The organism is Streptomyces sp. NPDC047108 (assembly GCF_040643575.1).
Classification (GTDB): Bacteria; Actinomycetota; Actinomycetes; order Streptomycetales; family Streptomycetaceae; genus Streptomyces.
Map to the genome: position 1 here is coordinate 116745 of NZ_JBEYUP010000003.1, position 26689 is coordinate 143433.

Below are 26689 nucleotides of genomic sequence, written 5' to 3' on the forward strand. Positions count from 1 at the left end.
ACAAGGGGCGCACGGAGTCATTCCGCATTCCAACTGCCGAGACGGACGCGCCTGTTGGGCGGGGGAACTGCTGTGACGAGCCCGCGCGTCCCAGGCCCTCCGGATAGCGGAAGGCATAAGCCAGATAACGTACTCGCGTGGCGTGTTCAAGTCAAGATCTGTTTTTTCTGGCGAGAGCACGGTGCAATGCCCCCTGACCACGCAGCAATCGGGGAGGGCAACAACAAGTGAAGAAAGCCACAAGCGGACGGCGGGCCATAAGATCCGCCGCCATGGTGACAGCGGTCGCCGCTCTCGGTGCGGCCGCGCTGACGGCCGGGGCCGCGCAGGCCGAGGACCGGCCCGCCGACGTCGAGCGCCGTGACCCGGCCGCCGCGCAGGAGAACGTCGAGCACGATCTGAAGGGCCCGTTCAGCGAGCGCCAGGAGGCGCAGCGCGAAGAGGCGCTCCAGCGGGTGCTCGCGGGGGATGCGAAGGCGACCAAGCGCGGGGCCTCGCAGGTCGTGAAGCTCGGCAAGAACAAGTACGTCGAACTCGGGCGTGAGAAGACCGACAAGATCTTCACGATCCTCGTGGAGTTCGGCGACAAGGTCGACGACACGACGATGTTCGACCCCGACGGCTCCGGCCCCAAGCCGCCCGTCAAGAAGTACGGCGGCAAGCCCGGCCCGGCGCACAACGAGATAGCCGAGCCGGACCGTGCGGACGACAACAGCACGGCCTGGCGCAAGGACTTCAACCGCAAGCACTTCGAGGACATGTACTTCTCGGAGGCGAAGAAGAAGCAGTCGCTGAAGAAGTACTACGAGAAGCAGTCCTCGGGCCGCTACTCGGTCGACGGCGAGGTCTCCGACTGGGTCAAGGTCAAGTGGAACGAGGCCCGCTACGGCTCGAACTACTGCGGTGACACCAACTGCCCCAACGTCTGGGACGCGGTGCGTGACGGCGTCAACCAGTGGGCCGCCGACCAGAAGGCCGCCGGCCAGACGCCGGAGCAGATCAAGGCGCAGCTGAAGAAGTACGACGCCTGGGACCGCTACGACTTCGACGGCGACGGCAACTTCAACGAGTCCGACGGCTACATCGACCACTTCCAGATCGTCCACGCGGGCGAGGACGAGTCGGCGGGCGGCGGTGTCCAGGGCGAGACCGCTCTGTGGGCGCACCGCTGGTACGCGTACGGCACCGACGCCGGCAAGACGGGCCCCGCGGACAACCAGGCGGGTGGCACCCAGATCGGTGACACCGGCATCTGGGTCGGCGACTACACCATGCAGCCGGAGAACGGCGGCCTCGGTGTCTTCGCCCACGAGTACGGCCACGACCTCGGTCTTCCGGACCTCTACGACACCACCGGCAAGGGCGAGTCGTCCGTCGGCTTCTGGTCGCTGATGTCCTCGGGCTCCTGGCTCGGCACCGGCAAGAACGAGATCGGCGACCTGCCCGGCGACATGACCGCCTGGGACAAGCTGCAGCTCGGCTGGCTCAACTACGCCAAGGCGAAGGCGGGCAAGAAGTCCACCCACGCGCTGGGTGTGGCCGAGTACAACACCAAGCTCAAGCAGGCCCTGGTCGTCGACCTCCCCGCGAAGGCGAAGACCACCACCATCGCCAAGCCCGCCGAGGGCTCGAAGCAGTGGTGGAGCGACATGGGTGACGACCTCAAGAACACCCTCAGCCGTCCGGTCGACCTGACGGGCAAGTCCAAGGCCGAGCTGGCGCTCAAGGGCTGGTGGGACATCGAGGAGGGGTACGACTACCTCTACGCCGAGGTCTCCACGGACGGCGGCGCGAGCTGGACCCCGGTCGACGGCACCGCCGACGGCAAGGAGATCCCGCGCGACGGTGGCGACAAGCCCGCCCTGACCGGTGTCTCCGAGAAGTACAAGAGCCTCGTCTACCCGCTGGACGCCTACGCGGGCAAGAAGATCGACATCCGCTTCCGCTACCAGACGGACGGCGGCGCGGCCCAGAAGGGCTTCGCGGCGGACGAGATCGCGGTGACCGCGGACGGCAAGGAGCTGTTCAAGGACGGCGCCGAGGCGGACGACAACGGCTGGACGGCGAAGGGCTTCTCGCGCATCGGTGAGTCCTTCACCAAGAAGTACCCGCAGTACTACATCGCGGAGAACCGCCAGTACGTGTCGTACGACAAGACCCTCAAGACCGGTCCGTACAACTTCGGTTGGGCCACCAAGCGCCCCAACTGGGTGGAGCACTACCCGTACCAGAACGGCCTCGCCATCTGGCTGTGGGACACCTCCCAGGCGGACAACAACGTGGGCGTGCACCCGGGTGAGGGTCTGATCCTTCCGGTCGACGCGCACCCGAAGCAGGAGAAGTGGGCGGACGGCACCTTGATGCGCAACCGCATCCAGGCGTACGACTCGCCGTTCAGCCGCTACGGCACGGACGGCTTCACGCTCCACAACGACGGCAAGAAGGCCAAGATCAAGTCGAAGAAGGGCGTCTCCGTCTTCGACGACCGCAACGGCGACTACTACGACGAGTCGAACAAGACGGCGGGTGTGAAGGTTACTGACACCAACACCCGGATCAAGATCCTGAAGGAGACGCGTGACGGCTCCCTCATGATCGTCCGAGTCGGGCCTGCAGCGAAGTAAATCGTTATCTTCGCAGGCCAGAGCGTATTCGGCCGCCGCCCTCTAGCGGGCGGCGGCCGTTCGCGTTTAGATGCTCTGGCAAGCTTTCTTATTGACACGACGTCTCAACGGGGGAGATCCGAGGGCAATGGCAGGTGGAGGATTCGTCAAGCTTCCAGGCGGCAGCGTGGTCGTCGCGCTGTCGCTGCCGCGTCCCCAGAAGGCGCCCGGCGAGGGCGTACGGGACGGTGCGCGGGTCCGCGTGCTGGTGCACGCCGCGAACCGCGCACGGGCGCTGACCAGGCTCCGGAACCTCGGCCTGCGGGCGGTCTACCTGCGGGGGAACGCGGAGCCGCCGACGCCCGACGAGATCACCGCCGTGCTGCACCACCCCGACGGGCTGGTGTGGAAGGCGTCACTGGACGACGACACCGAGTCATGGCACCCGATCCGCACGCTCCTGAAGCCCCCGGCCCAGGCGCAGCCGCAGACCCGGACCACGGGTCGCCCCCAGGCGGGCCCGCTGCCGGACGACATCCCGACGGGGCCGGCCTCCACGTGGGCCTGGGAAGGCATCCTGGCCGAGTGGTCGGCGGCGCTGTAGCGGGGCGCTGAAGCCCTTCACGGGGCCCGTCGCACGGCGGGCCCGCGGCGCCCTGCGGGAGCACCCTGGACGCCCTGCGGAGGCCCGCGGTGCCCCCGCGGGGACGCGTACCGGCTCCGTGCGGGGCGCGCACCGCTGCGGCGCCGGCCGTCGGCCCACCGCCGCGCGGGCCGTCAGACCACCGGCTTGCCGCTGAGCTCCACGCCCGCCGCGCGCAGCTCCTCCAGCGTCCGCTCGGTGGTGACATCCGACACACCGGCGGTCAGGTCGAGCAGCACGTGGACGGCGAAGCCCCCCCGCACCGCGTCCAGCGCGGTGGCCCGTACGCAGTGGTCCGTCGCGATGCCGACCACGTCGATCCCGTTCACGCCGCGGGCCCGCAGCCAGTCGGCGAGCGGGGTGCCGTGCTCGTCGGTGCCCTCGAAACCGCTGTACGCCGCGTTGTACGCGCCCTTGGAGAAGACCGCCTCGACGGCCCCGGAGGCTATGGCGGGCGCGAAGTTCGGATGGAAGCCGCTGCCCTCCGTGCCCGCTATGCAGTGCGGGGGCCAGGTGTCCACATAGTCCGGTTCGCCTGAGAAGTGGTGGCCCGGTTCGATGTGGAAGTCGCGCGTCGCGACGACATGGCGGTAGCCGGCACGGGACTCCGCGACCATGTCGGTGATCGCGGCGGCGACGTCCGCGCCTCCCGCGACGGCGAGGCTGCCGCCCTCGCAGAAGTCGTTCTGCACATCGACGACGATGAGTGCCCGTTGCATGACGCATGCCTTCCGGCTGGTGAGCGGCGGGGTGCGGGGGACCCCGCCTCCCGAGGGTAGGGACTGGCGACACCGCACGGGAAAGGGTCGCCTCCCACGCCCCAAGCCTGCGGACCGCCTCTTTCTTCCCGCTCCGGGCGGGATTCGAACCGGCACGGACCGGCCGTGCCGAGCCGACATTCTTCCCGCACGGGCCCACGGATCCCAGGCGGCACGTCCGCCACGGCGGATCCCCGCCCGCGGCGGGAACGTCCCGCTGCCGCGAGGCCGTTGCGCCGGGCAGGAGCGGTTTCGCCGAGACCCGGCCGGTGTGCCGCGGCGGAGCGTGATCGCAGCCGCCGCTACACGTACTCCGTGAGCAGCACCGGCTCCCCGCGGGAGAGTTGCCTCGCCGACAGCGGCAGGTTCTCCCGCGCCGCGACGTGGCGCTCGCGCGCCGCGTCCAGCGGTTCCCGGCCCACGACCGCGCCGCCGCGGACGAGTTCCACCAGCAGCAGATCGCCGGCCAGGTCCGGCGGGACCTCGCCCGTGCCGACGACCTCCGCCTCGGCCACGCCGTCCTCGTCCTTGCGCCGCGCGGCCCACTTCCGGCCGCCGATCGACGTCTTGCCCCCCAGTGACTTCTTCGCGACCGGCGCCAGGGGCGCGTCCGGGGCGTCCGACTCCGCCCGCGCGACCAGCTTGTAGACCATGGAGCACGTCGGATGGCCGCTGCCGGTGACCAGTTGGGTGCCCACGCCGTACGCGTCCACCGGAGCCGCGGCGAGCGAGGCGATCGCGTACTCGTCGAGGTCGCTCGTCACCACGATCCGGGTGTTCTTCGCGCCCAGGTCGTCGAGCTGCTGCCGCACCCGGTGGGCCACGAGCAGCAGGTCGCCGGAGTCGATCCGTACGGCGCCCAGCTCGGGGCCGGCGATCTCCACCGCCATCCGTACGGCCTCGGCCACGTCGTAGGTGTCCACCAGGAGCGTCGTGCCCCGGCCGAGCGAGTCGACCTGTGCGGTGAACGCGTCCCGCTCGCTGTCGTGCAGCAGCGTGAAGGCGTGGGCGCTGGTCCCGACCGTCGGGATGCCGTAGCGGAAGCCCGCCGCGAGATCGGAGGTGGAGGAGAAGCCGCCGATGTACGCCGCGCGCGAGGCGGCCACCGCGGCCAGTTCGTGCGTGCGCCGCGCGCCCATCTCGATCAGCGGCCGTTTCCCCGCCGCGACGGACATGCGGGAGGCCGCCGCGGCGACCGCCGCGTCGTGATTGAGGATCGAGAGGATCACCGTCTCCAGCAGGACGGCCTCGGCGAAGCTGCCCTCGACACGCAGGAGGGGGGAGCCGGGGAAGTACACCTCGCCCTCGGGGTAGCCCCAGATGTCTCCGCGGAAGCGGTAGTCGGCGAGATAGGCGAGGGTGGGCTCGTCGACGACCCGGTGATCGCGGAGGAAGTCCAGGTGGCCGTCGTCGAAGCGGAAGTTCTCCACGGCGTCCAGGACACGTCCCGTACCGGTCACGACGCCGTAGCGGCGGCCCGTGGGCAGGCGCCGGGTGAAGACTTCGAAGACCGACCGCCGTGCCGCCGTGCCCGACCGGAGCGCGGCTTGCAGCATGGTCAGTTCGTAGTGGTCGGTGAAGAGGGCGGTCGACGGCACATCCACCGGCAGGCGCAGGTCCGCTGTGTTCATGGCAGGATCGTACCCCCATTACTCGTCACTTTGACGATTTCCCCTTCCGGGGGGTCCGAACCCCCTCCGGGCCCGGCTTTCCGGGCCCCGCGCCGGGCCGGCGGTTTAGGCGATGGCCCACCCCGGGTGGCAGCATGGAACGCGTGAGTGTCGCCCCCGTCGAGATCGAGCGCCCCGAGTCGAGCGAAGCACCTTCCGTCGTGCCGGAGCCCGACGTCCCCTGGGTCACGCTGGTCCACAACGACCCGGTCAACCTCATGAGCTACGTGACGTACGTCTTCCAGGCGTACTTCGGCTACCCCAAGGACAAGGCCCACAAGTTGATGCTCGACGTTCACCACAAGGGCCGCGCCGTCGTTTCGCAGGGCACCCGCGAGGAGATGGAGCGCGACGTTCAGGCGATGCACGGATACGGGCTGTGGGCGACCCTGCAGCAGGATCGCTGATGGCGGGACAATTCGAGGCCATCCCCGGTGGCGGTGCCGCCGTGGCCCTGGACGAGGTCGAGATCGCCATCCTGCGCAGCCTGGCCGTGCAGTTGATGGAACTGGTCGGCGCCGGTGACGAGCCCGCCGAGGGCGCGGACCCGCTGGCCGCGATCCTCTCCGAGGGCCCGAGCAAACCGCCCGCCGACCCCGCGCTGGCCCGGCTCTTCCCGGACGCGTACGGCGGCCCGGAGACCGAGCCGGACGAGCGGACGCGGGCGTACGCGTCCGAGTTCCGCCGCTACACCGAGAACGATCTGCGGGCACGCAAGCGCGAGGACGCGCTCGGGGTGGTGCGTTCCCTGGACGCCCTCACACCCGGCGGGGACGGCGGCGCGGTGCTCAAGCTGAGCCCGGAGGCCTCCCGGCGCTGGCTGGGCGCGCTCAACGACCTCCGGCTGACGATCGGAACCCGTCTCGAGGTCGCGGACGACGACGACAACAACGAGCTGTACCGGCTGCCGGACTCCGATCCGCGCAAGCCGATGGTGATGGCGTACCTCTGGCTCGGCGGCCTTCAGGAGTCCCTGGTCGAGACGTTGATGGCGTGAGCGGCGCCGAGCCGGCCGACGCGACGGTCGGCGAAAGGGTCGGTGAGACGGCGGGCGAAACGGTCGGCGCGACGGCCGGCGAGCTTGCCGTCGAGGGGCCTTTTCGCTGGTGACACAGGCCCGTTCGCCCGCGTAGGGCCTTCCGCCGGAGTCCTGTGCGCGGTGTGACGGCGTTCACTTCCCGGGCGTTCGCGCGGTGTTCGGCGCACCCCGCCGTCCCCTGGGATGTCGCGCTCATGCAAACTGATAGAAGAACGTCCACTTTGTGTTCGCTCAACGGACACTCAGATCCGGATAACGATCCAGCAACCGCCCCGGTCTTCTTGAGGGGCGGTTGTGTCGTATGTCCGCTTCTTCTTGTGATTCGCGCCACCCGAACCTCACCGAACCATCGTTCGGCCCGTGATAAACCTGCACGACGCCTGCCGGGACGCCATCCCTGTCCTTGCAGGGGTGCTGAGCCGGCTGATCGCCGGTATGCAACTCCATCCATTTCCGGGGGGTCGGGACCCGATCCGAGCCGAGAGGCCGGTCGGGCGTGGAGAAAGGCGCAGCATCATGACCTCAGTGCAGGTCGCGCGAGATGACAACAACGCTGACGGCAGCGGGGCCGCGGGCCACACCCCTGAAGAGGGCTACCAGCGGGGACTTGGCAGTCGCCAGGTCCAGATGATCGCCATCGGCGGCGCCATCGGCGTCGGTCTCTTCATGGGTGCAGGGGCGAACATCGCCAAGGCCGGCCCGAGCATCATCCTGATGTACGCCCTCGCGGGCGTCGTCATCTTCTTCATCATGAGAGCGCTCGGAGAGCTGCTCCTCTACAGGCCGGTCTCCGGCAGTTTCGCGGAATACGCCCGCGAGTTTCTCGGCCCGTTCTTCGGTTATGCGACCGGCTGGACGTATTGGCTGATGTGGGTCGTGACCGGCATGGCCGAACTCACGGCCGCCGCGATCTATATCCATTTCTGGTTCCCCGAGATCCCGCAATGGGTCAGCGCACTGGTCTTCCTGGTCGTCCTGTTCGGCGTGAACCTCATCTCCGTGAAGATCTTCGGTGAGGTCGAGTTCTGGTTCTCGATGATCAAGGTCACCGCCATCATCGGCATGATCGTGATCGGTCTCGGCGTGCTCACCCTCGGCTTCTCCGACGCCGGTGACACCGCCGCCGCCAGCAACCTCTGGGCCCACGACGGCATCTTCCCGAACGGCGTCGGCTCCAGCCTGATGACGCTGCAGGGCGTCATGTTCGCCTACCTTGCCGTCGAGCTCGTCGGCGTCACCGCGGGCGAGTCCGAGAACCCCGAGAAGACGCTCCCCAAGGCGATCAACACCCTGCCCTGGCGCATCATCGTCTTCTACGTCGGTGCCCTCGTCGTCCTGCTCTCGGTGATCAAGTGGACCGAGTTCTCCGCCGACCAGAGCCCGTTCGTGCACGGCTTCGAGAAGATGGGCATCCCGCTCGCGGCGGGCATCATCAACTTCGTCGTCCTCACCGCGGCCCTGTCGTCCTGCAACTCCGGCATGTACTCCACCGGCCGGATGCTGCGCGACCTCGCGTCCAACAGCGAGGCCCCGAAGGTCTTCGGCAAGCTCAACGCCCGTAAGACCCCGGCCGTCGGCATCACCGTCTCCGTCGCCCTGATGGGCATCGGCGTGGTCCTCAACTACCTCGTCCCCGAGAAGGCGTTCGGCTACGTCACGTCCGTGGCGACCGCTGCCGGCATCTGGACCTGGATGATGATCCTCGTCAGCCACATCCTGTACCGGCGGGCCGTCAAGGCGGGCCGGCTGCCCAGCTCCTCCTTCCCGGCGCCGGGCGGATCGCTCTTCAGCTACGTGGCGCTCGCCTCGCTGATCTTCGTGACCGGCCTCATCGCGTACGACTCGGAGGCCCGTGTCTCCCTGTACGTGGGTGCCGGCTGGGCGTTCTGCCTCGCCATCGGCTGGCTCGTGGTCAAGGCCCGCAACCCGCACGTGGCGACCCCGGTCCAGCAGCGGAAGCCCGAGCACGTCTCGAAGTAACCGCGCCGAACCGCGCGTCCCGCGAGGCGGCCTCCGGACCCCGGTCCGGAGGCCGCCTCGCGCCGTTCCGCGTCACGCGGTCACCCTCGACCGAGGCGCTTCGCGCCGCCCCTCCTGCCCGCCCGTCGCCCGCCACCACCCTCAACCGAGGCGCTTCGCGCCGCCCCTCTTATCCTTTGGCCATGCTCACCATCACCCAGGACCTCCACGACCGGATCGTGGCGCACGCCCGTGCCGACCACCCCGACGAGGCGTGCGGCGTCATCGCGGGCCCGGCCGGTTCCGGCCGTCCGGAGCGGTTCATCCCGATGCTCAACGCGGCTCGCTCTCCCACGTTCTACGAGTTCGACTCCACCGACCTGCTCAAGCTGTACCGGGAGATGGACGACCGGGACGAGGAGCCGGTGGTGATCTACCACTCGCACACGGCCACGGAGGCGTACCCGTCCCGTACGGACATCTCCTACGCCAACGAGCCGGGCGCGCACTACGTCCTCGTCTCGACCGCGGAGTGCGGCCCCGAGGAGGGACCGGTGCAGTTCCGCTCCTTCCGGATCACCGCCGGCGAGGTCACGGAGGAAGAGGTCACGGTCGTACCGGCGTACTGACCTGGCCTTCCGGTTCCGCCCGTCGACGGCGCGGCGGCCCGGAGCTGGAAACCCTGCGTCGGCCACCGGTCGACCCTGTGTCCAAGAAGACGTCCGTATCGTGGGACCGGGTCCCGGAGAGCGGACGGGGAATCGTTACGATGAGCCCATGGTTGTGGATGACGTGAGCGAGAAGACGCCGGGCACCCTGCTCGTGGCGCGGCTGCACGTCGACCTGTGCCGCCTCGCCAGCGCCATGTGTCCGCGTACCGCCGTCTGACGCACGACCGCCCGCCGCAGGCCCCCGTACGGGTCGCCGGGCCCGCACCGCTCCGCAAGCCCGCACCACCCGCACCTTTCTCCCGCCGCCGGCGCAGGACGACGCCGCGCGCCCGCCCTTCGCCTGACACCGACAGGAGCCGACACCATGGCCATCGAGGTCCGCATCCCGACCATCCTCCGCACCTACACCGACGGCCAGAAGGCGGTCGAGGGCAGCGGCGCCACCATCGATGAGCTCTTCGCCGACCTCGAGTCCCGCCACGCCGGCATCCGCGAGCGCCTGGTCGACGGCGGCGAGCTGCGCCGCTTCGTCAACGTCTACCTCAACGACGAGGACGTGCGCTTCCTCGAGGGGATCGGCACCGAGCTGAGCGACGGCGACAGCGTCACCATCCTCCCGGCCGTCGCGGGCGGCTCCGCCGCGTACACCGGCCCCGGACGGCACTGATGCGGTACGACTCCCATCTGGCGGCGGTCGGCAACACCCCGCTCGTCCGCCTGCCGAAGCTGTCCCCGTCCGACGAGGTACGGATCTGGGCCAAGCTGGAGGACCGCAACCCGACGGGCTCGGTCAAGGACCGTCCCGCGCTGCACATGATCGAGCAGGCGGAGAAGGACGGCCGGCTGACCGCGGGCTGCACCATCCTCGAACCGACGTCAGGCAACACGGGCATCTCGCTGGCGATGGCGGCCAAGCTCAAGGGCTACCGCATCGTCTGCGTCATGCCCGAGAACACCTCGGAGGAGCGGCGGCAGCTGCTCGCCATGTGGGGTGCCGAGATCATCCCCTCCCCGGCGGCAGGCGGCTCCAACACGGCCGTACGCGTCGCCAAGGAGCTGGCGGCCGAGCACCCGGACTGGGTGATGCTCTACCAGTACGGCAATCCGGACAACGCGGGCGCGCACTACGCGACCACCGGCCCGGAGATCCTCACGGACCTCCCGTCGGTCACCCACTTCGTCGCCGGCCTCGGCACCACCGGCACCCTGATGGGCGTCGGCCGCTATCTGCGCGAGCACAAGCCGGACGTCAGCATCGTCGCCGCCGAGCCGCGCTACGACGACCTGGTCTACGGGCTGCGGAACCTCGATGAGGGGTTCGTGCCCGAGCTGTACGACGCGTCGGTGCTCACCACCCGCTTCTCGGTCGGCTCCGAGGACGCGGTGCGCAGGACCCGTGAACTCCTCCAGCAGGAGGGCATCTTCGCCGGCGTCTCCACCGGTGCGGCCCTCCACGCCGCCATCGGCGTGGGCCGCAAGGCCGTCAAGGCCGGGGAGAGCGCGGACATCGTGGTCGTCGTCGCGGACGGCGGGTGGAAGTATCTGTCGACGGGCATCTACACGGCCGAATCCACCGAAGCAGCGGTGGAGGCCCTGCAGGGCCAGCTCTGGGCCTGACCCGTCCCGGGCCTGACCGTCTCGAGCGTGACCCCTCGAGCCTGACCGTCTCGGGCCGGACTCCTTGACGAGCCCGGCCTCTTGTTGGGCCTGACCCCCCTGGGGGGCGGGGGCCGGCCCGATTCCGTCGACCCCTCCGTACTGTTCCCGCCGCCGTCCGCGGCGACCGGCCCCGTCGCGGGGCCGAGTGGCGACCGCCCCTGTGGGGGCAGGGCGGTTGCCACGTCCCGGCGTCGGTGACCGCCCGGGCGGGCGGTCACCTCCGCAGGTCGTTCACCTCAGTGAGCGCTCGCGCGGTCGGCTAGCGAGCGGTCACCAGCTCGGACTTCTTCAGGCCCTTGAAGCCGCCTGCCCACAACTGGTCGACCTGGGCCGACTCGTTGGCGTCCGGGCGGTCGTTGGTGCAGGAGGGGCCGGGGCCGCCACCGGACATGAGCTCCGAGCACGGTCCCTCGTAGTGGTCGGGCAGACCGAGCACGTGCCCGGTCTCGTGGGAGGCCACGCGGTTGGAGTCGTACTCCTGGTTCTGGGCGTAGTCCATGAAGATGTAGCCGTGACCGTGGCCGTCGGTGCTGGCGTATGAGCCGCGGGGGTCGTTGCCCTCGCGGTAGTCGAAGTCGGCGTTGCTTCCCTCCTGCAACTGGATGTTGCTGACGGAGGAGTTCCAGACCGCGGTGCTGTTCGCGATCTCCGACGCGAAGGTCGGGGCCCCGCTCGCGTCGTAGGTCACGGTGACGGCCGCGGCGCCGGTGGCCTTCTGCTTTGCCTTCGCCGACTTGATCACGGCCTCGAAGAAGGCCCGGGTGTTGGCCTGGTCCTCCGCGGAGCCCTGGTACGCCGCGATCGACGCGGCGTGGCGCTCGGCGGAACGGGCGTCCGCCGTGGAGTCGGCGGCCGATGCCGGCACCACGGCCATCGAGGCGAGCAGCCCGAGCCCGAGAGCCGTCGTCCCGAATATCTTGGAGCGATTCATGGGGGGAGTCTCCAATCGAGTTCCGGACAGCCGCGTGGGGTCGCCTGGGTGAGCGACACGGGGCCGTACGGAGAACTTCTGGGTACTCAGAGTCTCGGGGCGATTCCGGCCGTGCGGGATGATGCCAACTCCCGATAGCGTCAGCCAATCCCCCTGCATTTCCAGTCGAATTGGCCATCCACCGAGACATACCGCCAGATCGCAGAATCATGGGGGCAATACCGGATTTCGCATCCTTTGTAGGTCTGGCCGGGAGAGCTGAAACGCCGTTATTCTCCGCTCGTGGAGCTCGATGTGAGGCACCTCCGAGCGCTGTGCGCGATAGCCGACGCCGGCAGCGTGCGCAAAGCCGCGGTGCAGTTGGGCATGACACAGCCCTCACTGACGACACAGCTCCGCCGCATCGAGAAGGCCGTCGGCGGCACGCTGTTCACCCGCGAGCGGACCGGCAGCCGGCCGACGCCGCTGGGCCGCTCCCTGCTGTCTCGCGCCCGCCCGATCGTCGCCGAGATGAGCGCCCTGATGAGCGCCGCCCAGGACGCCGCGGTCGGCGCCGGGGCCTCGCGCCTGCGCATCGGAAGTACCGCCAGCCGCGCGGTCGTCGGCTGGCTCCGCCGTGTACGCGACCGGCTCCCGGAGACCGACACCACCATTCACATAGAGGTGTCGTCCAACGCCCTGCTGGAGATGCTCGCCACGAACCAGCTCGACGTCGCGTTCGTGCACGAGCCGGAGTTCTTCCCGCTCCGCGTGCCCGCCGGCCTCGACCAGCGCGTCGTGGTGGAACGCGAACCGCAGTTCGTCGCCGTGTCCACGGACCACCCGCGGGCCGGCCGCTCCCTGCTGCGGCTGGCCGACCTCGTCACGGACAGCTGGATCGTCGATCCGGCCGCCGACGACGAATACGCCGCGCTGCGCCGCGCCTTCGCCACCCTGGGGTGCGAGCCGCGCACCGTCGCCGTGCGGGACATCACCACGGCCGCGGACCTGGTGGCGGCGGGCGAGACCGTGAGCCCGTGCCAGCCCACCTCGCGCTGCCGGACGGGCATGACGATCCTGCCGCTGGCCGACGACCCGCTGGCCGTACGCCTGTTGCTGATCGCCCGGCCCGGTGCCGCCGCCGTCACGGACATCGCCATGCTCCACCGCGAGCTGGAGCAGGCCTACGTCGAGGCGGCCTGGGCGAGTCCCGCGTACCGGCAGTGGCTCATGCGGCACAACAGCCCGCTCCTGCACGGCGCCGGTGACCCCGCACCCCCGCGCCCGCCGCTGGCGGCCTTCCAACTCCCGCCCCAGTCCCGCGTGGCGCGCAACTCCTGACCCCGGGCACGCAGGTCCTCCCGTACGTCTCGCGGTGCCTGACGTGCGGGTCCCGCGCAGGTGTCCGGGTCAGCGCGAGAGGTGCCGTACGCGCGCCCACACCCTCCGGTCCACCGCTCCCACATGGCGCCGGAACCCGCCGATCCGCACCTCCCGCAGCTCCTCCGTCTCCAGATAGCTGCGGCGTCCCGCCGTGTCCCCGACCGCACCGTCGGGCAGGGCGATCACCCCGGCACGGCCCTCCCGGTCCCGGCTGGTGATCTTCACGACCAGTGCGTTCTCCCCGCGCAGGGCCAGCACCAGACACGGCCGGTCCTTGGAGCCCGGCCCGTCCTCGTACGGCACGTCCGCCCACCAGATCTCGCCGGGCCGCGGCCGCTTCCCTGCCCGCTTCGCGGAAGGCTCACGCCGGCCAGGCCGCGCCGGTGGCCTGCGATCCCCGCGCCCGCGCGTCCGGCCGCCGCCCGCCCCCGGCGGCCTGCCCGCGCGCGTCCTGCCGCGCCGCGGCCCCCGGTCGCTGCGCCCCCATCCGTCCACCAGCGACGCGATCAGCGCGACCACCACGACCACCGCGCCGAGCGCCCACCACCACGTCGTGTTCACGCGCAGCACCGTACCTTCGAAACAGAGAGCGTCAGCGCCCCCCGTACCGGTGAAGCCACGGGTGAGTTCCCCCACAACACCACTCCGTGGAGGGGCGACCACCCGTTTCGCGCCTTACGCTCGACGAACCGCAAGCGCTCACCCCCTGCCCACAGCACATTCCCCGGACCATCCCCCCGGGTCTCTCGAGACGGGGACCCAGCCTCGGAGGTTTCTGCTTGATGAAGCTCACCGTCGTCGGCTGCTCGGGATCGTTCCCGTCCGCGGACTCGGCCTGCTCGAGCTACCTCGTCGAAGCCGACGGCTTCCGGCTGCTTCTCGACATGGGCAACGGAGCCCTGGGCGAGCTGCAGCGCCACTGCGGTCTCTACGACCTGGACGCCGTGATCCTCAGCCATCTGCACGCGGATCACTGCATCGACATGTGCGGCTACTTCGTCGCCCGCTACTACCGCCACGACGGCGGCCGCGCCGAGGCCCTCCCGGTCTACGGCCCCGAGGGCACCGAGCAGCGGCTGACCACCGCGTACGACGACGTGCCCTCCGAGAAGTCCATGAGCGAGGTCTTCGACTTCCGCACCCTGGAGCCTGGAGCGTTCCGGCTCGGGCCCTTCACCGTGCGCACGGACCGCGTGTGCCACCCCGTCGAGGCGTTCGGCTTCCGGGTGGAGCACGCCGGCCGCGTCCTGACGTACTCCGGGGACACCGGGCCCTGCACGGCCCTCGACTCCCTCGCCGAGGGCGCCGACCTCTACCTGTGCGAGGCGTCCTTCACCCACGGCAAGGAGGACGTGCCCGAACTGCACCTCAACGGGCGGCAGGCGGGCGAGTCCGCGCAGGCGTCGGGCGTCGGGCGGATGGTGCTCACCCACATTCCGCCGTGGACCGACCCCGAGATCAATCTGCGGGACGCCCGCGAGGTCTTCGACGGGCCGGTGGAGCTGGCCCGCGCCGGCGCGGTCTACGAGATCTAGCACCACCTCCGCCGCAGCCCCACGCCGTGGCCCCGCCTCGGCCGTACCCCCGCGCCGTACCCCTGGACCCGTACGCCGGCCGTCCCGGTGACGCCCTCTGCCCAGGGGGCCCTCACCGGCCGTGCGGGCCGTGCGGGTCCTGCCGGTCGCTCTCTCCGCCCTGCTCGCGCTCCTCGCCCCGGTCGCGCTCCTCGCGGTGCTCGTGCCGGTGGGTGGCCCGGTGCTGCAGCTCGTGCCACAGGTCCGGCAGGTCGTGCCGGCCGGACAGGAACTCCTGGAACTTGATCTTCGCTGTGATCACCGGGTGCCTCCAGCGCTGATCCCGCCGCGCCGCCCGCGCCAGCCGCTTCGGCTTGTCGCGGTAGCGCCACCGGGCCCACGGCGCGTCCGGGCGGCTCAGCCGGATCGCGCCGATGACCAGCAGCGGCAGGAAGAACAGACCGAGCAGCCCCGTCCACACCTTCCCCTTGAGCAGGGTGATCACGGCGAGAGCGAGCGCCAGCAGGACGACACCGGCGAGCAGCAGCGCATTGCCGGGCGTCGGATCGGACTGATAGCCCGACCAGTCGATCACCGCGACCGGACTGAAACCGAGCAGCACCAGACCGCACAGGGCGACGGCCACGAACACGGCGTCCACGGACGTCCGCCCGGCCTCCGTCCAGTAGACGTCCCGCAGATGCAGGATCAGCGCGAACTCGTCCAGCACCAGCGCCGCGCCCACCCCGAAGACACCGGCCAGCACGGACTTCACCGTCTCCGACGGGTCGGAGACCACGATCAGCGACACCCCGCTGACCAGCATGAAGACCACACCGAACACCACATGGTGGATGTGCAGCCCACCCGGCCGCACATTCCCCGGCCACCAGCGCACCTGCGCCCGGATCATGCGGACGCTGAAGCGGATGAAGCCGAACCCGGCGATGAACGAACAGAGGAAGACGAAGAGCGGGAGCAGTCCCGCACCCACGATCTCCCGGTGGAACCAGCCGCCCTGCGCCAAGGTGACCACACCGAAACGCTAGCCGACCCAGCGCTCGGAATCCTCGGCGAGCGCCCCGCGGGCGGCCTCCTTACAGTGGCCGCATGAGCGCCATCGGCGAGACGAGCCGGAAAGCCGCTCCGGCCCCGGGACCCGGGCCCGACGACGAACCCCACCGGCCCCGGGACCGTTTCCTCCACCGGGTTCCCGGCGGATTCGGCGCCTTCTTCGGCGGCCTCGCCCTCTACTGCGCCGTCACCGCCGTCATCCCGCCCCTGCGCGTCCTCCTGGCACCCGTGACCCGGTTCCTGGAGTTCCTCACCGTCCCCGTCAGCGCCAACCTCGCCTACGCCGCGTTCCTCTTCCTCCTCGCCGCCGCCATCGCCTCCCGCAAGAAGATCGCCCGCCGCCTGGTCATGGCGTACCTCGGGCTGGTGATCCTCGCCGACGTCGTCGCGGCGGCCACCGGGGAATGGGACGCCGTCCCGTCCTTCCTCGTGTGCGCCGCCGCCCTGGGGCTGCTGATCGTGGCACGCCGCGAGTTCTACGCCGACACCCGCCGCGGCGCCCTCTGGCGCGCCCTGCTCGTCCTCGTCGTCGGCCTGGCCGCCGCAGTCCTCCTCGGCTGGGCCCTGGTCGAGGCGTTCCCCGGCAGCCTGCCCCGCGGCCAGGCCCTGCCCTGGGCGGCCAACCGCGTCCTCGGCGGACTCGTCCCCGCCTCCGAGTTCGACGGCCGCCCCGCCCGCTGGCACTACGTCCTCCAGGGACTGTTCGGCGCCCTCGCCCTGCTCGCCGCCGCCGCGACCCTCTTCCGCTCGCAGCGCCTGGAAGCCGCGCTGCACGGCGACGAGGAACCCCGGATCCGCGCCCTCCTCGGCGCCTACGGCGACCAGGACTCTCTCGGCTACTTCGCCACCCGCCGCGACAAGGCCGTCGTCTTCTCGCCCAGCGGGAAAGCCGCCGTCACCTACCGCGTCGAAGCGGGGGTCTGCCTCGCCAGCGGCGACCCCGTCGGCGACCCCGGCGCCTGGGACCCCGCCGTCGAGGCGTGGACGCGGCTCGCCCGCCGCTACGCCTGGACCCCGGCCGTCATGGGCGCGAGCGAGGACGGCGCCAGGGCCTACGGGCGGGCCGGGCTGAGCGCCCTTCAGCTCGGCGACGAGGCCGTGCTCGACGTCGCCCGGTTCGACCTCGACGGCCGCGACATGCGCGTCACCCGGCAGGCCGTCACCCGCGTACGGCGCCTTGGCGTCACCACCCGCATCCGCCGCCACTCCGCCCTGACCGGGACGGAGATGCGGGAGGTCGTGGAGCGCGCCGACGCCTGGCGCGACACCGAGACCGAACGCGGCTTCTCCATGGCGCTCGGCCGCCTCGGCGACCCCGCCGACGGCGACTGCCTGCTCGTCGAGGCGTTCGACGCGGACGGAACGATGGTGGCGCTGCTGTCCTTCGTGCCCTGGGGGCGGCAGGGCGTCTCCCTGGACGTGATGCGCCGCGACCGCCGGGCGCCCAACGGCGTCACCGAGTTCATGGTCGCCGAACTGTGCGACCGGGCCGGACGGCTCGGCGTACGCCGCGTCTCCCTCAACTTCGCCGTCTTCCGCGCCGCGTTCGAGGAAGGCGCCCGGATCGGCGCGGGCCCCGTCCTGCGCGCCTGGCGCCGGCTGCTGCTGTTCTTCTCCAAGTGGTGGCAGCTCGAAGCCCTCTACCGCTCCAACGTGAAGTACCAGCCCGCCTGGTACCCGCGGTTCCTCTGCTACGCCGACGCAGGCTCCCTCGCCCGCATCAGCCTCGCCTCCGGCATCGCCGAGGGCTTCGTGTCCGTCCCCAGCCTGCACGCCCTGTGGGGCAAGGGCCGGCCGCGCGGCATCACCGCCCCGGCCAGCACCGCGGGACTGCCCTCGCTCGGCGAACTCGGCCTCGCCGGGCCGCAGGAGGACCACGCGGGCGAGAAGGACGACCCGCTGGCCGGGCTGCCCGAACAGGTCCGCGTACGGCGGCGGAAGCTGGACCGGCTGCGCGCCGACGGCGTGGACCCCTACCCCGTGGACGCGGCACCCCGTACCCACACCCTCGCGCAGATCCGCGCCGCGCACCGAGGCCTGGCACCCGGAGCCCGTACCGGCGAACGGGCCACCGTCGCCGGGCGGTTGCTGCTCGTCCGCGACTTCGGCGGCGTCGTCTTCGCCGTGCTCCGCGACTGGTCGGGCGACCTCCAGCTGGTCCTCAGCCGCGACCGTACGGACCCGGACGTGCTGCAGCGGTTCACCGCCGACACCGACCTCGGCGACCACCTCACCGCCACCGGCGAGATCGCCGCCAGCGACCGCGGCGAACTCTCGCTGTTCGTCACCTCCTGGCAGCTCACCGCCAAGTGCCTCCACCCGCTGCCCGAGAAGCGCCGCGGCCTGGCCGACCCCGAGGCCCGCGTCCGGCAGCGCTACGTCGACCTGGTGGTGCGACCGGAGGCCCGCGAGGTCGTCAGGGCGCGCAGCGCGGCGGTCCAGGCGCTGCGGCAGGGACTGCTCGACCGCGGATACCTGGAGGTCGAGACCCCGATGCTCCAGCAGATCCACGGAGGCGCCAACGCCCGCCCGTTCACCACCCACATCAACGCCTACGACCTGGACCTGTACCTGCGGATCGCCCCCGAGCTGTATCTGAAACGGCTGTGCGTCGGCGGAATGGAGAAGGTCTTCGAGATGGGCCGCAACTTCCGCAACGAGGGCGTCTCCTTCAAGCACAACCCGGAGTTCACGTCCCTGGAGGCGTACCAGGCGTACGCCGACTACGGCGTGATGCTCGACCTCACCCGCGAACTGATCCAGGGCGCCGCCGAGGCCGCGTTCGGGGCGCAGGTGGTGCGCACGACGGACGCCGACGGCAAGGTGACCGAGCACGACATCTCCGGCCCGTGGCCCGTGAAGTCGGTCTACGGCGCGGTGTCCGAGGCGCTGGGGGAGGAGATCGACGCCGACACCGGTATGGAGGACCTGCTGGCGCTGTGCGACCGGGTGGGCGTCCCGCACATCCCCGAGGACACCCGCGGTGACGTGGTCGAGGAGATGTACGGGAAGCTGGTGGAGGAACGCACCGGACTCCCCACCTTCTACAAGGACTTCCCCACGGAGGTCTCCCCGCTGACCCGGCAGCACCGCAGGGACCCGCGGCTCGCCGAGCGCTGGGACCTCGTGGCCTTCGGCACCGAACTGGGCACCGCCTACTCCGAGTTGACCGACCCCGTGGAGCAGAGGCGCCGCCTCACCGCGCAGTCCCTGCTGGCGGCGGGCGGCGACCCCGAGGCGATGGAGCTGGACGAGGACTTCCTGACGGCGCTGGAGTACGCCATGCCGCCGACGGGCGGGCTGGGCCTCGGCGTGGACCGCCTGGTGATGCTCCTCACCGGGCTGACGATCCGCGAGACGCTGCCCTTCCCGCTCGTACGGCAGCGCTGACTCCGGTGCCGGGCCGCCCTCTGCTGCCGGTCCGGGCGGCTCCCGGCGTTCCAGGCGGCTCCCGGCAGCTTCGGCGGCCCCGGCGGCTCAGGTCCTGGCCGGACTCTCGGTCTCCTCCTCCGGCTCCCGGCCGGGAGTGGCCAGGTCGAACCGGGTGATCGCCCACCGGAAGAGCGTGTAGTAGACCGCGGCGAAGACCAGACCGATCGGGATGATCTTCCACGGGTCGGTGGCCAGGCTCCAGTTGAGCGCGTAGTCGATGGCACCGGCCGAGAAGGTGAAGCCGGCATGGACACCGAGGGCCCAGGTCACGGCCATCGACAGAGCCGTCAGCAGTGCGTGGATCCCGAACAGCACCGGCGCGATGAACAGGAACGAGAACTCGATCGGCTCGGTGACGCCCGTGACGAACGAGGTGAGCGCGAGCGAGATCATCATGCCGAGGACGGCCTTGCGGCGCTCGGGGCGGGCGCTGTGCGCGATGGCGAGCGCGGCGGCCGGCAGGCCGAACATCATGATCGGGAAGAAGCCGGACATGTACTGGCCGGCGGCCGGGTCGCCCGCCAGGAAGCGGTTGAGGTCGCCGTGGACGACCTGGCCCGCGGCGTTGGTGAAGTCACCGAGCTGGAACCAGGAGACGGTGTTCACGAACTGGTGCATGCCGATCGGGATCAGGGCACGGTTGATCAGCCCGAACACACCCGAGCCCGCTGCGCCCAGACCCGTCATCCACTCGCCGAACGCGGTGATCGCGTCGCCGATCGGCTGCCAGCCCAGGACGACCAGGACACCCATCGCCGTACCGACGAAGGCCATGATGATCGGGACGAGGCGGCGGCCGTTGAAGAAGCCCAGCCAGTCCACCAGCTTGGTGCGGTGGAACCGCTGCCACAGGACCGCGGTCAGCAGGCCCATGACGATCCCGCCGAGGACGCCCGGGTTCTGGTACGTCGCCGCGGTGACCTCGGAGCCCTTCTGCCAGGCGCCGCTGAGGAAGCTGGTCTGCACGAACGTGGCGCCGTCGGGGCCGGGCACCGGGAACTGGTGGATCACCGAGTAGTAGACGAGGAAACCGGCCACCGCGGCCAGCGCCGTCGAGCCGTCCGCCTTCTTCGCGAACCCGATCGCGACACCGATGCAGAACAACAGCGGCAGGGCGAGCGAGGAGTCCAGCAGCGCGCTGCCCGCGCCCGCGAAGACCTTGGCCACGTTGTCCCAGCCCAGGCCCTCGGCGCCGAAGACGTCCGGCTGGCCGAGGCGGAGCAGGATGCCGGCGGCCGGAAGGACGGCGATGGGGAGCTGCAGGCTGCGGCCGACCTTCTGCAGACCCTGGAAAAGGCCGGAGCCCCGCTTCCTGGCGGGCGCCGCGGCGTTCGCGGTCGTCGTACTCATGGGGTTCCTTCGGGGACGCATGGGGCCTGCGGCCGGCCCGGGGACGGTGGCATGTCCTGAGTGGTCCGTACGGTGTCGTACCGCGGTCCGTACGGTGGTCGTACCGTGGCCGGTCGTGTCCGGGCCGGTCGTACCGTGGTCCGTACCATGTGGTCTAAACCACTCAGTGGTGTAGACCATGTTCTAGCACGGGGGAGGCGCGATGAGGAACCCGCGCTTCCCGGCGATTTCATGATCTCCGGCGACCGCCTCGCCGGCCGCGGCTACCGGGTCATGTCCCGCTCCGCCTCGGTCTCGGCCTCCTCCGGCTCCCGCCCCGGCGTCGGCAGGTCGAGCACGGTGATCAGCACGCGGAAGACCACGTAATAGACCACCGCGAAACACAGACCGATCGGAATGATCAGCCACGGCTTGGTATCCAAGTGCCAGTTGACGACGTAATCGATCAGGCCCGCCGAGAAGCTGAAACCCGCGTGCACCCCCAGCGCCCAGGTGATGGCCATCGATGCACCCGTCAGCAGCGCGTGAATGCCGTACAGCAGCGGAGCCGCGAACAGGAACGCGAACTCGATCGGCTCGGTCACGCCCGTCACGAACGACGTCAGCCCGACCGAGAACATCAGCCCCGCCACCGCCTTCCGCCGCTCGGGGCGGGCGCAGTGGGTGATGGCGAGCGCGGCGGCCGGCAGGCCGAACATCATGATCGGGAAGAAGCCCGACATGAACAGCCCGGCGTCCGGGTCCCCGGCGAAGAACCGCGCCAGATCACCCTGGACCACCTTCCCGTCCGGCGCGGTGAACTGACCCGCCTGGAACCAGAAGAAGGTGTTCAGGAACTGATGCATCCCGATCGGGATCAGAAGCCGATTGGCCACACCGAAGATGCCCGCACCCCAGGCCCCCAGATCGATGAGCTGTTTGCCGAAGGTCGTCAGCGCGCTCCCGATCGGATCCCAGAGCAGCCCGCAGACGACACCGAGGACCGCGCACACGAAAGCCATGATGATCGGGACGAGGCGGCGGCCGTTGAAGAAGCCCAGCCAGTCCACCAGCTTCGTCCGGTGGTAGCGCTGCCAGATCACCGCCGTCAGGAGGCCGATGGCGATGCCGCCGAGCACCCCCGGGTTCTGCGGAACGCCCTCCGGGTGCTCGCTGTCGACCGAGCCCGGCACCGGATAGGCCGTCAGCACCCCGTGGTAGACCAGGAACCCGGCCACCGCCGCCAGCGCCGTCGACCCGTCCGCCTTCCGCGCGAAACCGATCGCCACCCCGATCGCGAACAGCAGCGGCAGGCCCAGCTCCACGTCCAGGATCGCGGTGCCGCCGCGGGTGAGGACCTCGGCGGTCTTCGTCCAGAAATCCCCGTGCAGATAGGCGGAGAAGAGGTTGCCGAGGCTGACCAGCAGGCCCGCCGCCGGCAGTACCGCGATGGGCAGTTGCAGCGAGCGCCCCATCTTCTGCAGCCCCTGGAAGAGGCTCGACGTCCAGGGCCTGCCCGGCGGCTGCGTTCCTGCGGTGGCGGTGTCGGTGCTCATCGGACCTCCCGGAGACCGCGGGTTTGGCCGGGACGGCAAACTGGTGTAGACCAGTTCCACGGCGCGGCGGCACCGCATGCGCGGGCACGGATCAGTGGTCGTCATCATGCGTCAGATGGCGGACTATTGCCCGCGAATGTGGTCCGAACGTGCATTACGGTGAAAACGGTTGGGCGGCGGAACCGAAGCCCCGAACACGCAGGAGTGCGCTATGGCCACCAAGGCTGAGAAGATCGTCGCCGGGCTCGGCGGAATCGAGAACATCGTCGAGGTCGAAGGCTGCATCACCCGCCTCCGCGCCGAGGTCGAGGACCCCGCCCTCGTCGACGACGTCGCCCTCAAGGCCGCCGGCGCCCACGGCGTCGTGAAGATGGGCGCAGCGATCCAGGTCGTCATCGGCACCGACGCCGACCCCGTCGCCGCCGACATCGAAGACATGATGTGAGAGGCGACGGCGGGTCGGCCGTGACCGCTGGTCGGCCGTAACCGGTTGAGCGGCGAGCGGTGGGCCGTGGGCGGTGACGGGTCGAGAGGTGACCCTCCGTCAGCCGCACAGGGCCCCGAATCCACACCGGAAACGGGGCCCTCGGCACAGCAGATAGGGTCACCCCCATGTCTCGCATCGACGGTCGGACCCCCGACCAGCTTCGCCCTGTCACCATCGAGCGCGGATGGAGCAAGCACGCCGAAGGATCGGTCCTCATCACCTTCGGCGACACCAAGGTCTTCTGCACCGCCAGCGTCACCGAAGGCGTACCGCGCTGGCGCAAGGGCAGCGGCGAAGGCTGGGTCACCGCCGAATACGCGATGCTGCCCCGCTCCACCAACACCCGCGGCGACCGCGAATCCGTACGCGGCAAGATCGGCGGCCGCACCCACGAGATCTCCCGGCTCATCGGCCGCTCCCTGCGCGCCGTCATCGACTACAAGGCGCTCGGCGAGAACACCGTCGTCCTCGACTGCGACGTCCTCCAGGCCGACGGAGGCACCCGCACCGCCGCCATCACCGGCGCCTACGTCGCCCTCGCCGACGCCATCACCTGGGCCCAGTCCAAGAAGCTCGTCAAGCACGGCCGCAAGCCCCTCACCGGCACCGTCTCCGCCGTCAGCGTCGGCATCGTCGACGGCACCCCCCTCCTCGACCTCCGCTACGAGGAAGACGTACGCGCCGAGACCGACATGAACGTCGTCTGCACCGGCGACGGCCGCTTCGTCGAGGTCCAGGGCACCGCCGAAGGCGCACCCTTCGACCGCACGGAACTCGACTCGCTGCTCGACCTCGCCGTCGCGGGCTGCGCCCAGCTCGACTCGGCCCAGCGCGAGGCCCTGGCCCGCCCGCTGTAGAGCGCCGCGACGGCGCGGCTCGCGGCGACCCGCGCTGCCTCGGCCGGCAGGACCCCCGCAACCGTCCGGTCGGCGACCCCCGCACCCGCCCGGCCGCGACCCCGGACCCGTCCGGTCGGCGACCCGCGCCGCATAGGCCGGCGCGCGAGCACTGCAGGCGAAAGCCGCTGACCAGGCATCCTTCCGCCCCATGCAACCGTTACGGCATCTTCCGGCGTACTTATGTGTACGGGCGACGGGCACCCCGCCCGTACGCTACGCACACCGGCCCACCCGCCGGCAGAACAGGGGAGGACCCGACCCAATGGCCCACCGCCGCCGCATGACCGTCATCGCAGCCCTGGCCGCCATCGCCGTCGTCGTACCGGTGACCACCGCGTGCAGCGCCGTCGAGAAGGCTCTGGACTGCGCTCAGACGGCCGACGCGATCCTCACCAGCGTCGAGGATCTCCAGCAGGCGGCATCCTCCGCCGCGGACAGCCCGGCCGACGCCGAGCGGGCCCTGGACCGCATCGACAAGAACCTCGACGACATCAGCGACAAGACCGACAACGCCGATGTCAGCAAGGCCGTTGACGACCTGAACACCGCCGTGAAGGACGTCCGCCAGTCGATCGAACAGGGCAAGACCCCCGACGTTACTCCGGTCACCGACGCCTCCAGCGAGCTGACCAAGGTCTGCTCCCCCGGCTAGGAACGGACCGGTCCCGGGTCCGGCGCGCGCCGGACCCGGGCCAGGACGCACGGGCCCCGGTCGGCCCCGCGCGCGAGGGGCGGATAATCGGCACATGCAGCGTCTGATCCTCGCCACTCGTAACGCCAACAAGGTGACCGAACTCCACGCCATCCTCTCGGGTGCGGGAGTGTCGGTGGAACTCGTCGGAGCCGATGCGTACCCCGACATCCCCGACGTCCCCGAGACCGGCGTCACCTTCGCCGAGAACGCCCTCCTCAAGGCGCACGCCCTGGCCCGCGCCACCGGACTCCCGGCCGTCGCCGACGACTCGGGCCTCTGCGTGGACGTCCTCGGCGGCGCACCCGGCATCTTCTCCGCCCGCTGGGCGGGAAGGCACGGTGACGACAAGGCCAACCTCGATCTGCTCCTGGCCCAGCTCTCCGACATCGCCGACCAGCACCGCCAGGCATCCTTCGCCTGCGCCGCGGCCATGGCGCTCCCCGACGGCACCGAGCGCGTCGTCGAAGGCCGCCTGCACGGAACGCTCCGCCACACCCCGACGGGCACGGGCGGCTTCGGCTACGACCCCATCCTCCAGCCGGAGGGCGAGACCCGTACGTGCGCGGAGATGACACCCGAGGAGAAGAACGCGATCAGCCACCGAGGCAAGGCCTTCCGCGCTTTGGCCCCGATGATCCGCGAGCTGATGGGGTGAGCCACGGCGAAGAGCGCGGCACCAGCCGAGGTGCCGCGCTCATGATGTGGGCCCGGTGGGACTCGAACCCACGACACACCGGACCTAAACCGGCGCCCTCTTGGCCAGCTGGGGTACGGACCCGCTGCGGCCACTCTACTGCCCTGACCTCTCCCTCTGTGTGGGGGAGAGCAAGGAGCGGCGCCCGGAGAACGTCCTGGTCTGGCTGTGGCACGAGGGGCAGAGATACCTGAGGTTATCGATCCGGTTGTCGAGTCGATCACCGTTGAGGTGGTCTATCTCCAGGACGAGCCGCTGGCCCATCCACACCTCTCCCAAGCCGCAACAGCCGCAGACCCGGGCAACCCCGCTCTCGTTCAGGGCGCGCCGAAGCAGTGCCGTCTTCGTTCGGCGGGAGCCCGGTTCGCTGCACCGCAGAATCTCGGCGGCGGACTTGCGTGCGGGAGACGGGCGGCCTCGCCGGTGTCCTTGGCCGACGAAGTGGGCGGTGGACATGCCGTAGGCGGCGATGCTCCGCTGCACCCGGGCTCGGGCGGACCCTGAGTTGGGCTGACCCAGGGCTCGGAGTACCCCGGCCACACTCTTCGACTCGGCCACGGCCACCGTCAGTTCGCCTCGCGGGACGAGCGCCTTCCCGCCGTTACGGTGCCGCTTGGTGAAATGCGACGTGTCGATCCCGAATCTGTCGAGCTTCTTCGCCACATAGCTGTACGCGCCGTCGTAGATCGGCACGTCCAAGTACTCGAGCACCTCTCGGATGCTGTGACTGCGTACGGCAGCCTCCGCGAGCGCCTCTCTGGAGTAGGACGTCCGTTCATGGTGCGGAAGTGCCTCGGGGACGAAGTGCGATGTGTCGATTCCGTAGTGCTCGAGACGCCTGCGGACGTAGGCGCAGGCACTGCTGCTGGGGGGTGTGCCGAGTCGGCGCAGCAGGTCGACCAGGCTGGTGGAGGCGGCAGCGGTTCGGACAAGGGCATCGCGAGGGTAAGCGCGGCGAGTCATGCGCCGGCCCGTCGCTTCCGTCCGCGGTATGTGTCCGTCACTGAGTGGCAGTTGGGGCACAGCAGCCGGAGGTTGCGCGGGCGGTTGTCCCACCATGTGCCGTTGAGGTGGTCGACCTCCAGGCGCAGCGCTCCGCCGTTCCACTGAGGGCCGATTCCGCACATCGCGCAGACTTCCGGGACTCCCGTTCTGATGAGTTCCCGGCGTAACCGCTCGCCAGGAGTTCTTCCGTCCGCAGGGGAACCGAGGCTGAGCCGGGCCCCGCGTGATGCGCGTCGGCGGGAGCGGTGGCGCTGCGTCCCGCTCGTGAAATGCGAGGTGTCGATGCCCAGCGCGGCGATGCGGCGGCCGATATGCGCTTGGTTGCCGCCCACCGGACTGATCCCGAGTCGGCGGACCACTTCGGCCACGCTCGACGCTTCCGCGACGAGCTCGCGCAGTCGGGCTTCGGTATGCCGTACGCGACCTGACGCCATGTGCGAGGTGTCGATCCCCGCTGCTGTCATTTTCTGGCGGATGTAGCGCCTGCTGCCGGGCGTCGGGCTTCCGCCGCAGTGAAGAACGGCTTCGTCGTAGGTCGTGGATGCTCGTGCTGCTTCGACCAGCAGGTCGTGCGTGTACCTGACCGCCATGATCCCCCTCCGCCACATGCGACTGCGTGTTCGCCCTATCGAACTGAGTAACGAAACAGCCGTGCGGTGGTCACTCCCGGGAAGCGGAACGGCCCGCACCGTATTGCGGGTGCGGGCCGC

24 protein-coding genes, 1 tRNA gene and 1 pseudogene are annotated in these 26689 nt (G+C 70.3%); 16 read left to right on the forward strand and 10 right to left on the reverse strand.

All coding sequences use genetic code 11. The annotated features are described in order from the left end of the window. Positions 1–272 precede the first annotated feature (272 nt). Together ABZ822_RS08820 and ABZ822_RS08825 are read left to right on the forward strand one after the other, a co-directional pair. On the forward strand, positions 273–2624 hold the full coding sequence (locus ABZ822_RS08820) for an immune inhibitor A domain-containing protein (protein WP_360849142.1): 2352 nt from the start codon (positions 273–275) through the stop codon (positions 2622–2624). 127 nt (positions 2625–2751) lie between these two features. Beyond that, positions 2752–3069, forward strand: a pseudogene (locus tag ABZ822_RS08825) (hypothetical protein); the annotation flags it as partial. A gap of 311 nt (positions 3070–3380) precedes the next feature. On the opposite strand, the gene ABZ822_RS08830 reads toward ABZ822_RS08825, so the two are convergent. Continuing rightward, the gene (locus ABZ822_RS08830) at positions 3381–3965 is read right to left on the reverse strand and encodes an isochorismatase family protein (RefSeq protein WP_360849145.1); all 585 of its coding nucleotides are present in this window, start codon (positions 3963–3965) and stop codon (positions 3381–3383) included. 341 nt (positions 3966–4306) lie between these two features. Beyond that, positions 4307–5635, reverse strand: coding sequence for a nicotinate phosphoribosyltransferase (locus ABZ822_RS08835; protein WP_360849148.1), 1329 nt, complete (start codon positions 5633–5635; stop codon positions 4307–4309). Positions 5636–5769: 134 nt separating this feature from the next. Between ABZ822_RS08835 and clpS the strand changes: the two genes are divergently transcribed. From clpS to ABZ822_RS08870, 7 genes are all read left to right on the forward strand, one after another. Further along, positions 5770–6081 carry an ATP-dependent Clp protease adapter ClpS gene (clpS, locus tag ABZ822_RS08840; protein ID WP_360849151.1) on the forward strand — a complete coding sequence of 104 codons (312 nt, stop codon included), beginning with the start codon at positions 5770–5772 and terminating at the stop codon, positions 6079–6081. Next, positions 6081–6671 (forward strand): DUF2017 domain-containing protein, encoded by a 591-nt coding sequence (locus ABZ822_RS08845; RefSeq protein WP_360849154.1) that lies wholly within the window; start codon positions 6081–6083, stop codon positions 6669–6671. Before clpS ends, ABZ822_RS08845 begins: the two co-directional genes overlap by 1 nt. Positions 6672–7229: 558 nt before the next feature. Further along, positions 7230–8693 (forward strand): amino acid permease, encoded by a 1464-nt coding sequence (locus ABZ822_RS08850; protein ID WP_360849157.1) that lies wholly within the window; start codon positions 7230–7232, stop codon positions 8691–8693. 182 nt (positions 8694–8875) lie between these two features. Further along, positions 8876–9301, forward strand: a complete 426-nt coding sequence (locus ABZ822_RS08855; RefSeq protein ID WP_360849160.1) for a M67 family metallopeptidase — start codon at positions 8876–8878, stop codon at positions 9299–9301. Positions 9302–9449: 148 nt separating this feature from the next. After that, positions 9450–9560, forward strand: a complete 111-nt coding sequence (locus ABZ822_RS08860) for a putative leader peptide (protein WP_360849163.1) — start codon at positions 9450–9452, stop codon at positions 9558–9560. A gap of 147 nt (positions 9561–9707) precedes the next feature. Then, positions 9708–10010: a MoaD/ThiS family protein gene (locus ABZ822_RS08865; RefSeq protein WP_360849166.1), complete on the forward strand. Its 303-nt coding sequence runs from the start codon at positions 9708–9710 to the stop codon at positions 10008–10010. After that, the gene (locus ABZ822_RS08870; RefSeq protein ID WP_360849169.1) at positions 10010–10960 is read left to right on the forward strand and encodes a cysteine synthase; all 951 of its coding nucleotides are present in this window, start codon (positions 10010–10012) and stop codon (positions 10958–10960) included. Before ABZ822_RS08865 ends, ABZ822_RS08870 begins: the two co-directional genes overlap by 1 nt. 301 nt (positions 10961–11261) lie before the next feature. Here the strand turns inward: ABZ822_RS08870 and snpA are convergent, their stop codons facing one another. Further along, positions 11262–11933 carry a snapalysin gene (snpA, locus tag ABZ822_RS08875; protein WP_360849172.1) on the reverse strand — a complete coding sequence of 224 codons (672 nt, stop codon included), beginning with the start codon at positions 11931–11933 and terminating at the stop codon, positions 11262–11264. Between the two features lie 282 nt (positions 11934–12215). Here snpA and ABZ822_RS08880 point away from each other — a divergent pair, with 282 nt between their 5' ends. After that, positions 12216–13253 carry a LysR family transcriptional regulator gene (locus ABZ822_RS08880; RefSeq protein WP_360849175.1) on the forward strand — a complete coding sequence of 346 codons (1038 nt, stop codon included), beginning with the start codon at positions 12216–12218 and terminating at the stop codon, positions 13251–13253. Positions 13254–13322: 69 nt separating this feature from the next. Here the strand turns inward: ABZ822_RS08880 and ABZ822_RS08885 are convergent, their stop codons facing one another. Next, positions 13323–13856 carry a type II toxin-antitoxin system PemK/MazF family toxin gene (locus tag ABZ822_RS08885; RefSeq protein WP_360849178.1) on the reverse strand — a complete coding sequence of 178 codons (534 nt, stop codon included), beginning with the start codon at positions 13854–13856 and terminating at the stop codon, positions 13323–13325. 221 nt (positions 13857–14077) lie between these two features. Between ABZ822_RS08885 and ABZ822_RS08890 the strand changes: the two genes are divergently transcribed. Further along, positions 14078–14830: an MBL fold metallo-hydrolase gene (locus ABZ822_RS08890; protein WP_360849181.1), complete on the forward strand. Its 753-nt coding sequence runs from the start codon at positions 14078–14080 to the stop codon at positions 14828–14830. A gap of 112 nt (positions 14831–14942) precedes the next feature. Here ABZ822_RS08890 and ABZ822_RS08895 read toward each other — a convergent pair whose 3' ends face one another. Next, on the reverse strand, positions 14943–15845 hold the full coding sequence (locus ABZ822_RS08895) for a hypothetical protein (RefSeq protein WP_360849184.1): 903 nt from the start codon (positions 15843–15845) through the stop codon (positions 14943–14945). 74 nt (positions 15846–15919) lie between these two features. Between ABZ822_RS08895 and lysX the strand changes: the two genes are divergently transcribed. Beyond that, positions 15920–19273, forward strand: coding sequence for a bifunctional lysylphosphatidylglycerol synthetase/lysine--tRNA ligase LysX (gene lysX / locus ABZ822_RS08900; RefSeq protein WP_360849187.1), 3354 nt, complete (start codon positions 15920–15922; stop codon positions 19271–19273). An 87-nt stretch (positions 19274–19360) separates the two neighbouring features. Here lysX and ABZ822_RS08905 read toward each other — a convergent pair whose 3' ends face one another. After that, a complete protein-coding gene (locus ABZ822_RS08905; protein WP_360849190.1) occupies positions 19361–20665 on the reverse strand; it encodes a PTS transporter subunit EIIC in 1305 nt (434 codons plus the stop codon). A 263-nt stretch (positions 20666–20928) separates the two neighbouring features. Beyond that, complete coding sequence (locus tag ABZ822_RS08910) at positions 20929–22119, reverse strand: PTS transporter subunit EIIC (RefSeq protein WP_360850424.1); 1191 nt, start codon at positions 22117–22119, stop codon at positions 20929–20931. Positions 22120–22369: 250 nt separating this feature from the next. Here ABZ822_RS08910 and ABZ822_RS08915 point away from each other — a divergent pair, with 250 nt between their 5' ends. The 4 genes from ABZ822_RS08915 (at position 22370) to rdgB (ending at position 24935) form a co-directional block, all read left to right on the forward strand. After that, positions 22370–22645, forward strand: a complete 276-nt coding sequence (locus tag ABZ822_RS08915; protein WP_360849193.1) for a PTS glucose/sucrose transporter subunit IIB — start codon at positions 22370–22372, stop codon at positions 22643–22645. A 167-nt stretch (positions 22646–22812) separates the two neighbouring features. Then, positions 22813–23544, forward strand: coding sequence for a ribonuclease PH (gene rph, locus ABZ822_RS08920; protein WP_360849196.1), 732 nt, complete (start codon positions 22813–22815; stop codon positions 23542–23544). Between the two features lie 322 nt (positions 23545–23866). After that, positions 23867–24238 carry a hypothetical protein gene (locus ABZ822_RS08925; RefSeq protein ID WP_360849200.1) on the forward strand — a complete coding sequence of 124 codons (372 nt, stop codon included), beginning with the start codon at positions 23867–23869 and terminating at the stop codon, positions 24236–24238. Between the two features lie 94 nt (positions 24239–24332). After that, positions 24333–24935 carry an RdgB/HAM1 family non-canonical purine NTP pyrophosphatase gene (rdgB, locus tag ABZ822_RS08930; protein WP_360849203.1) on the forward strand — a complete coding sequence of 201 codons (603 nt, stop codon included), beginning with the start codon at positions 24333–24335 and terminating at the stop codon, positions 24933–24935. 47 nt (positions 24936–24982) lie between these two features. On the opposite strand, the gene ABZ822_RS08935 is transcribed toward rdgB, so the two are convergent. From ABZ822_RS08935 to ABZ822_RS08945, 3 genes are all read right to left on the reverse strand, one after another. Next, a tRNA-Leu gene (locus tag ABZ822_RS08935) sits at positions 24983–25058 on the reverse strand. 12 nt (positions 25059–25070) lie between these two features. Then, the gene (locus tag ABZ822_RS08940) at positions 25071–25685 is read right to left on the reverse strand and encodes an HNH endonuclease signature motif containing protein (protein ID WP_360849206.1); all 615 of its coding nucleotides are present in this window, start codon (positions 25683–25685) and stop codon (positions 25071–25073) included. 248 nt (positions 25686–25933) lie between these two features. Next, positions 25934–26569 (reverse strand): HNH endonuclease, encoded by a 636-nt coding sequence (locus ABZ822_RS08945; RefSeq protein ID WP_360849209.1) that lies wholly within the window; start codon positions 26567–26569, stop codon positions 25934–25936. Positions 26570–26689 lie beyond the last annotated feature (120 nt).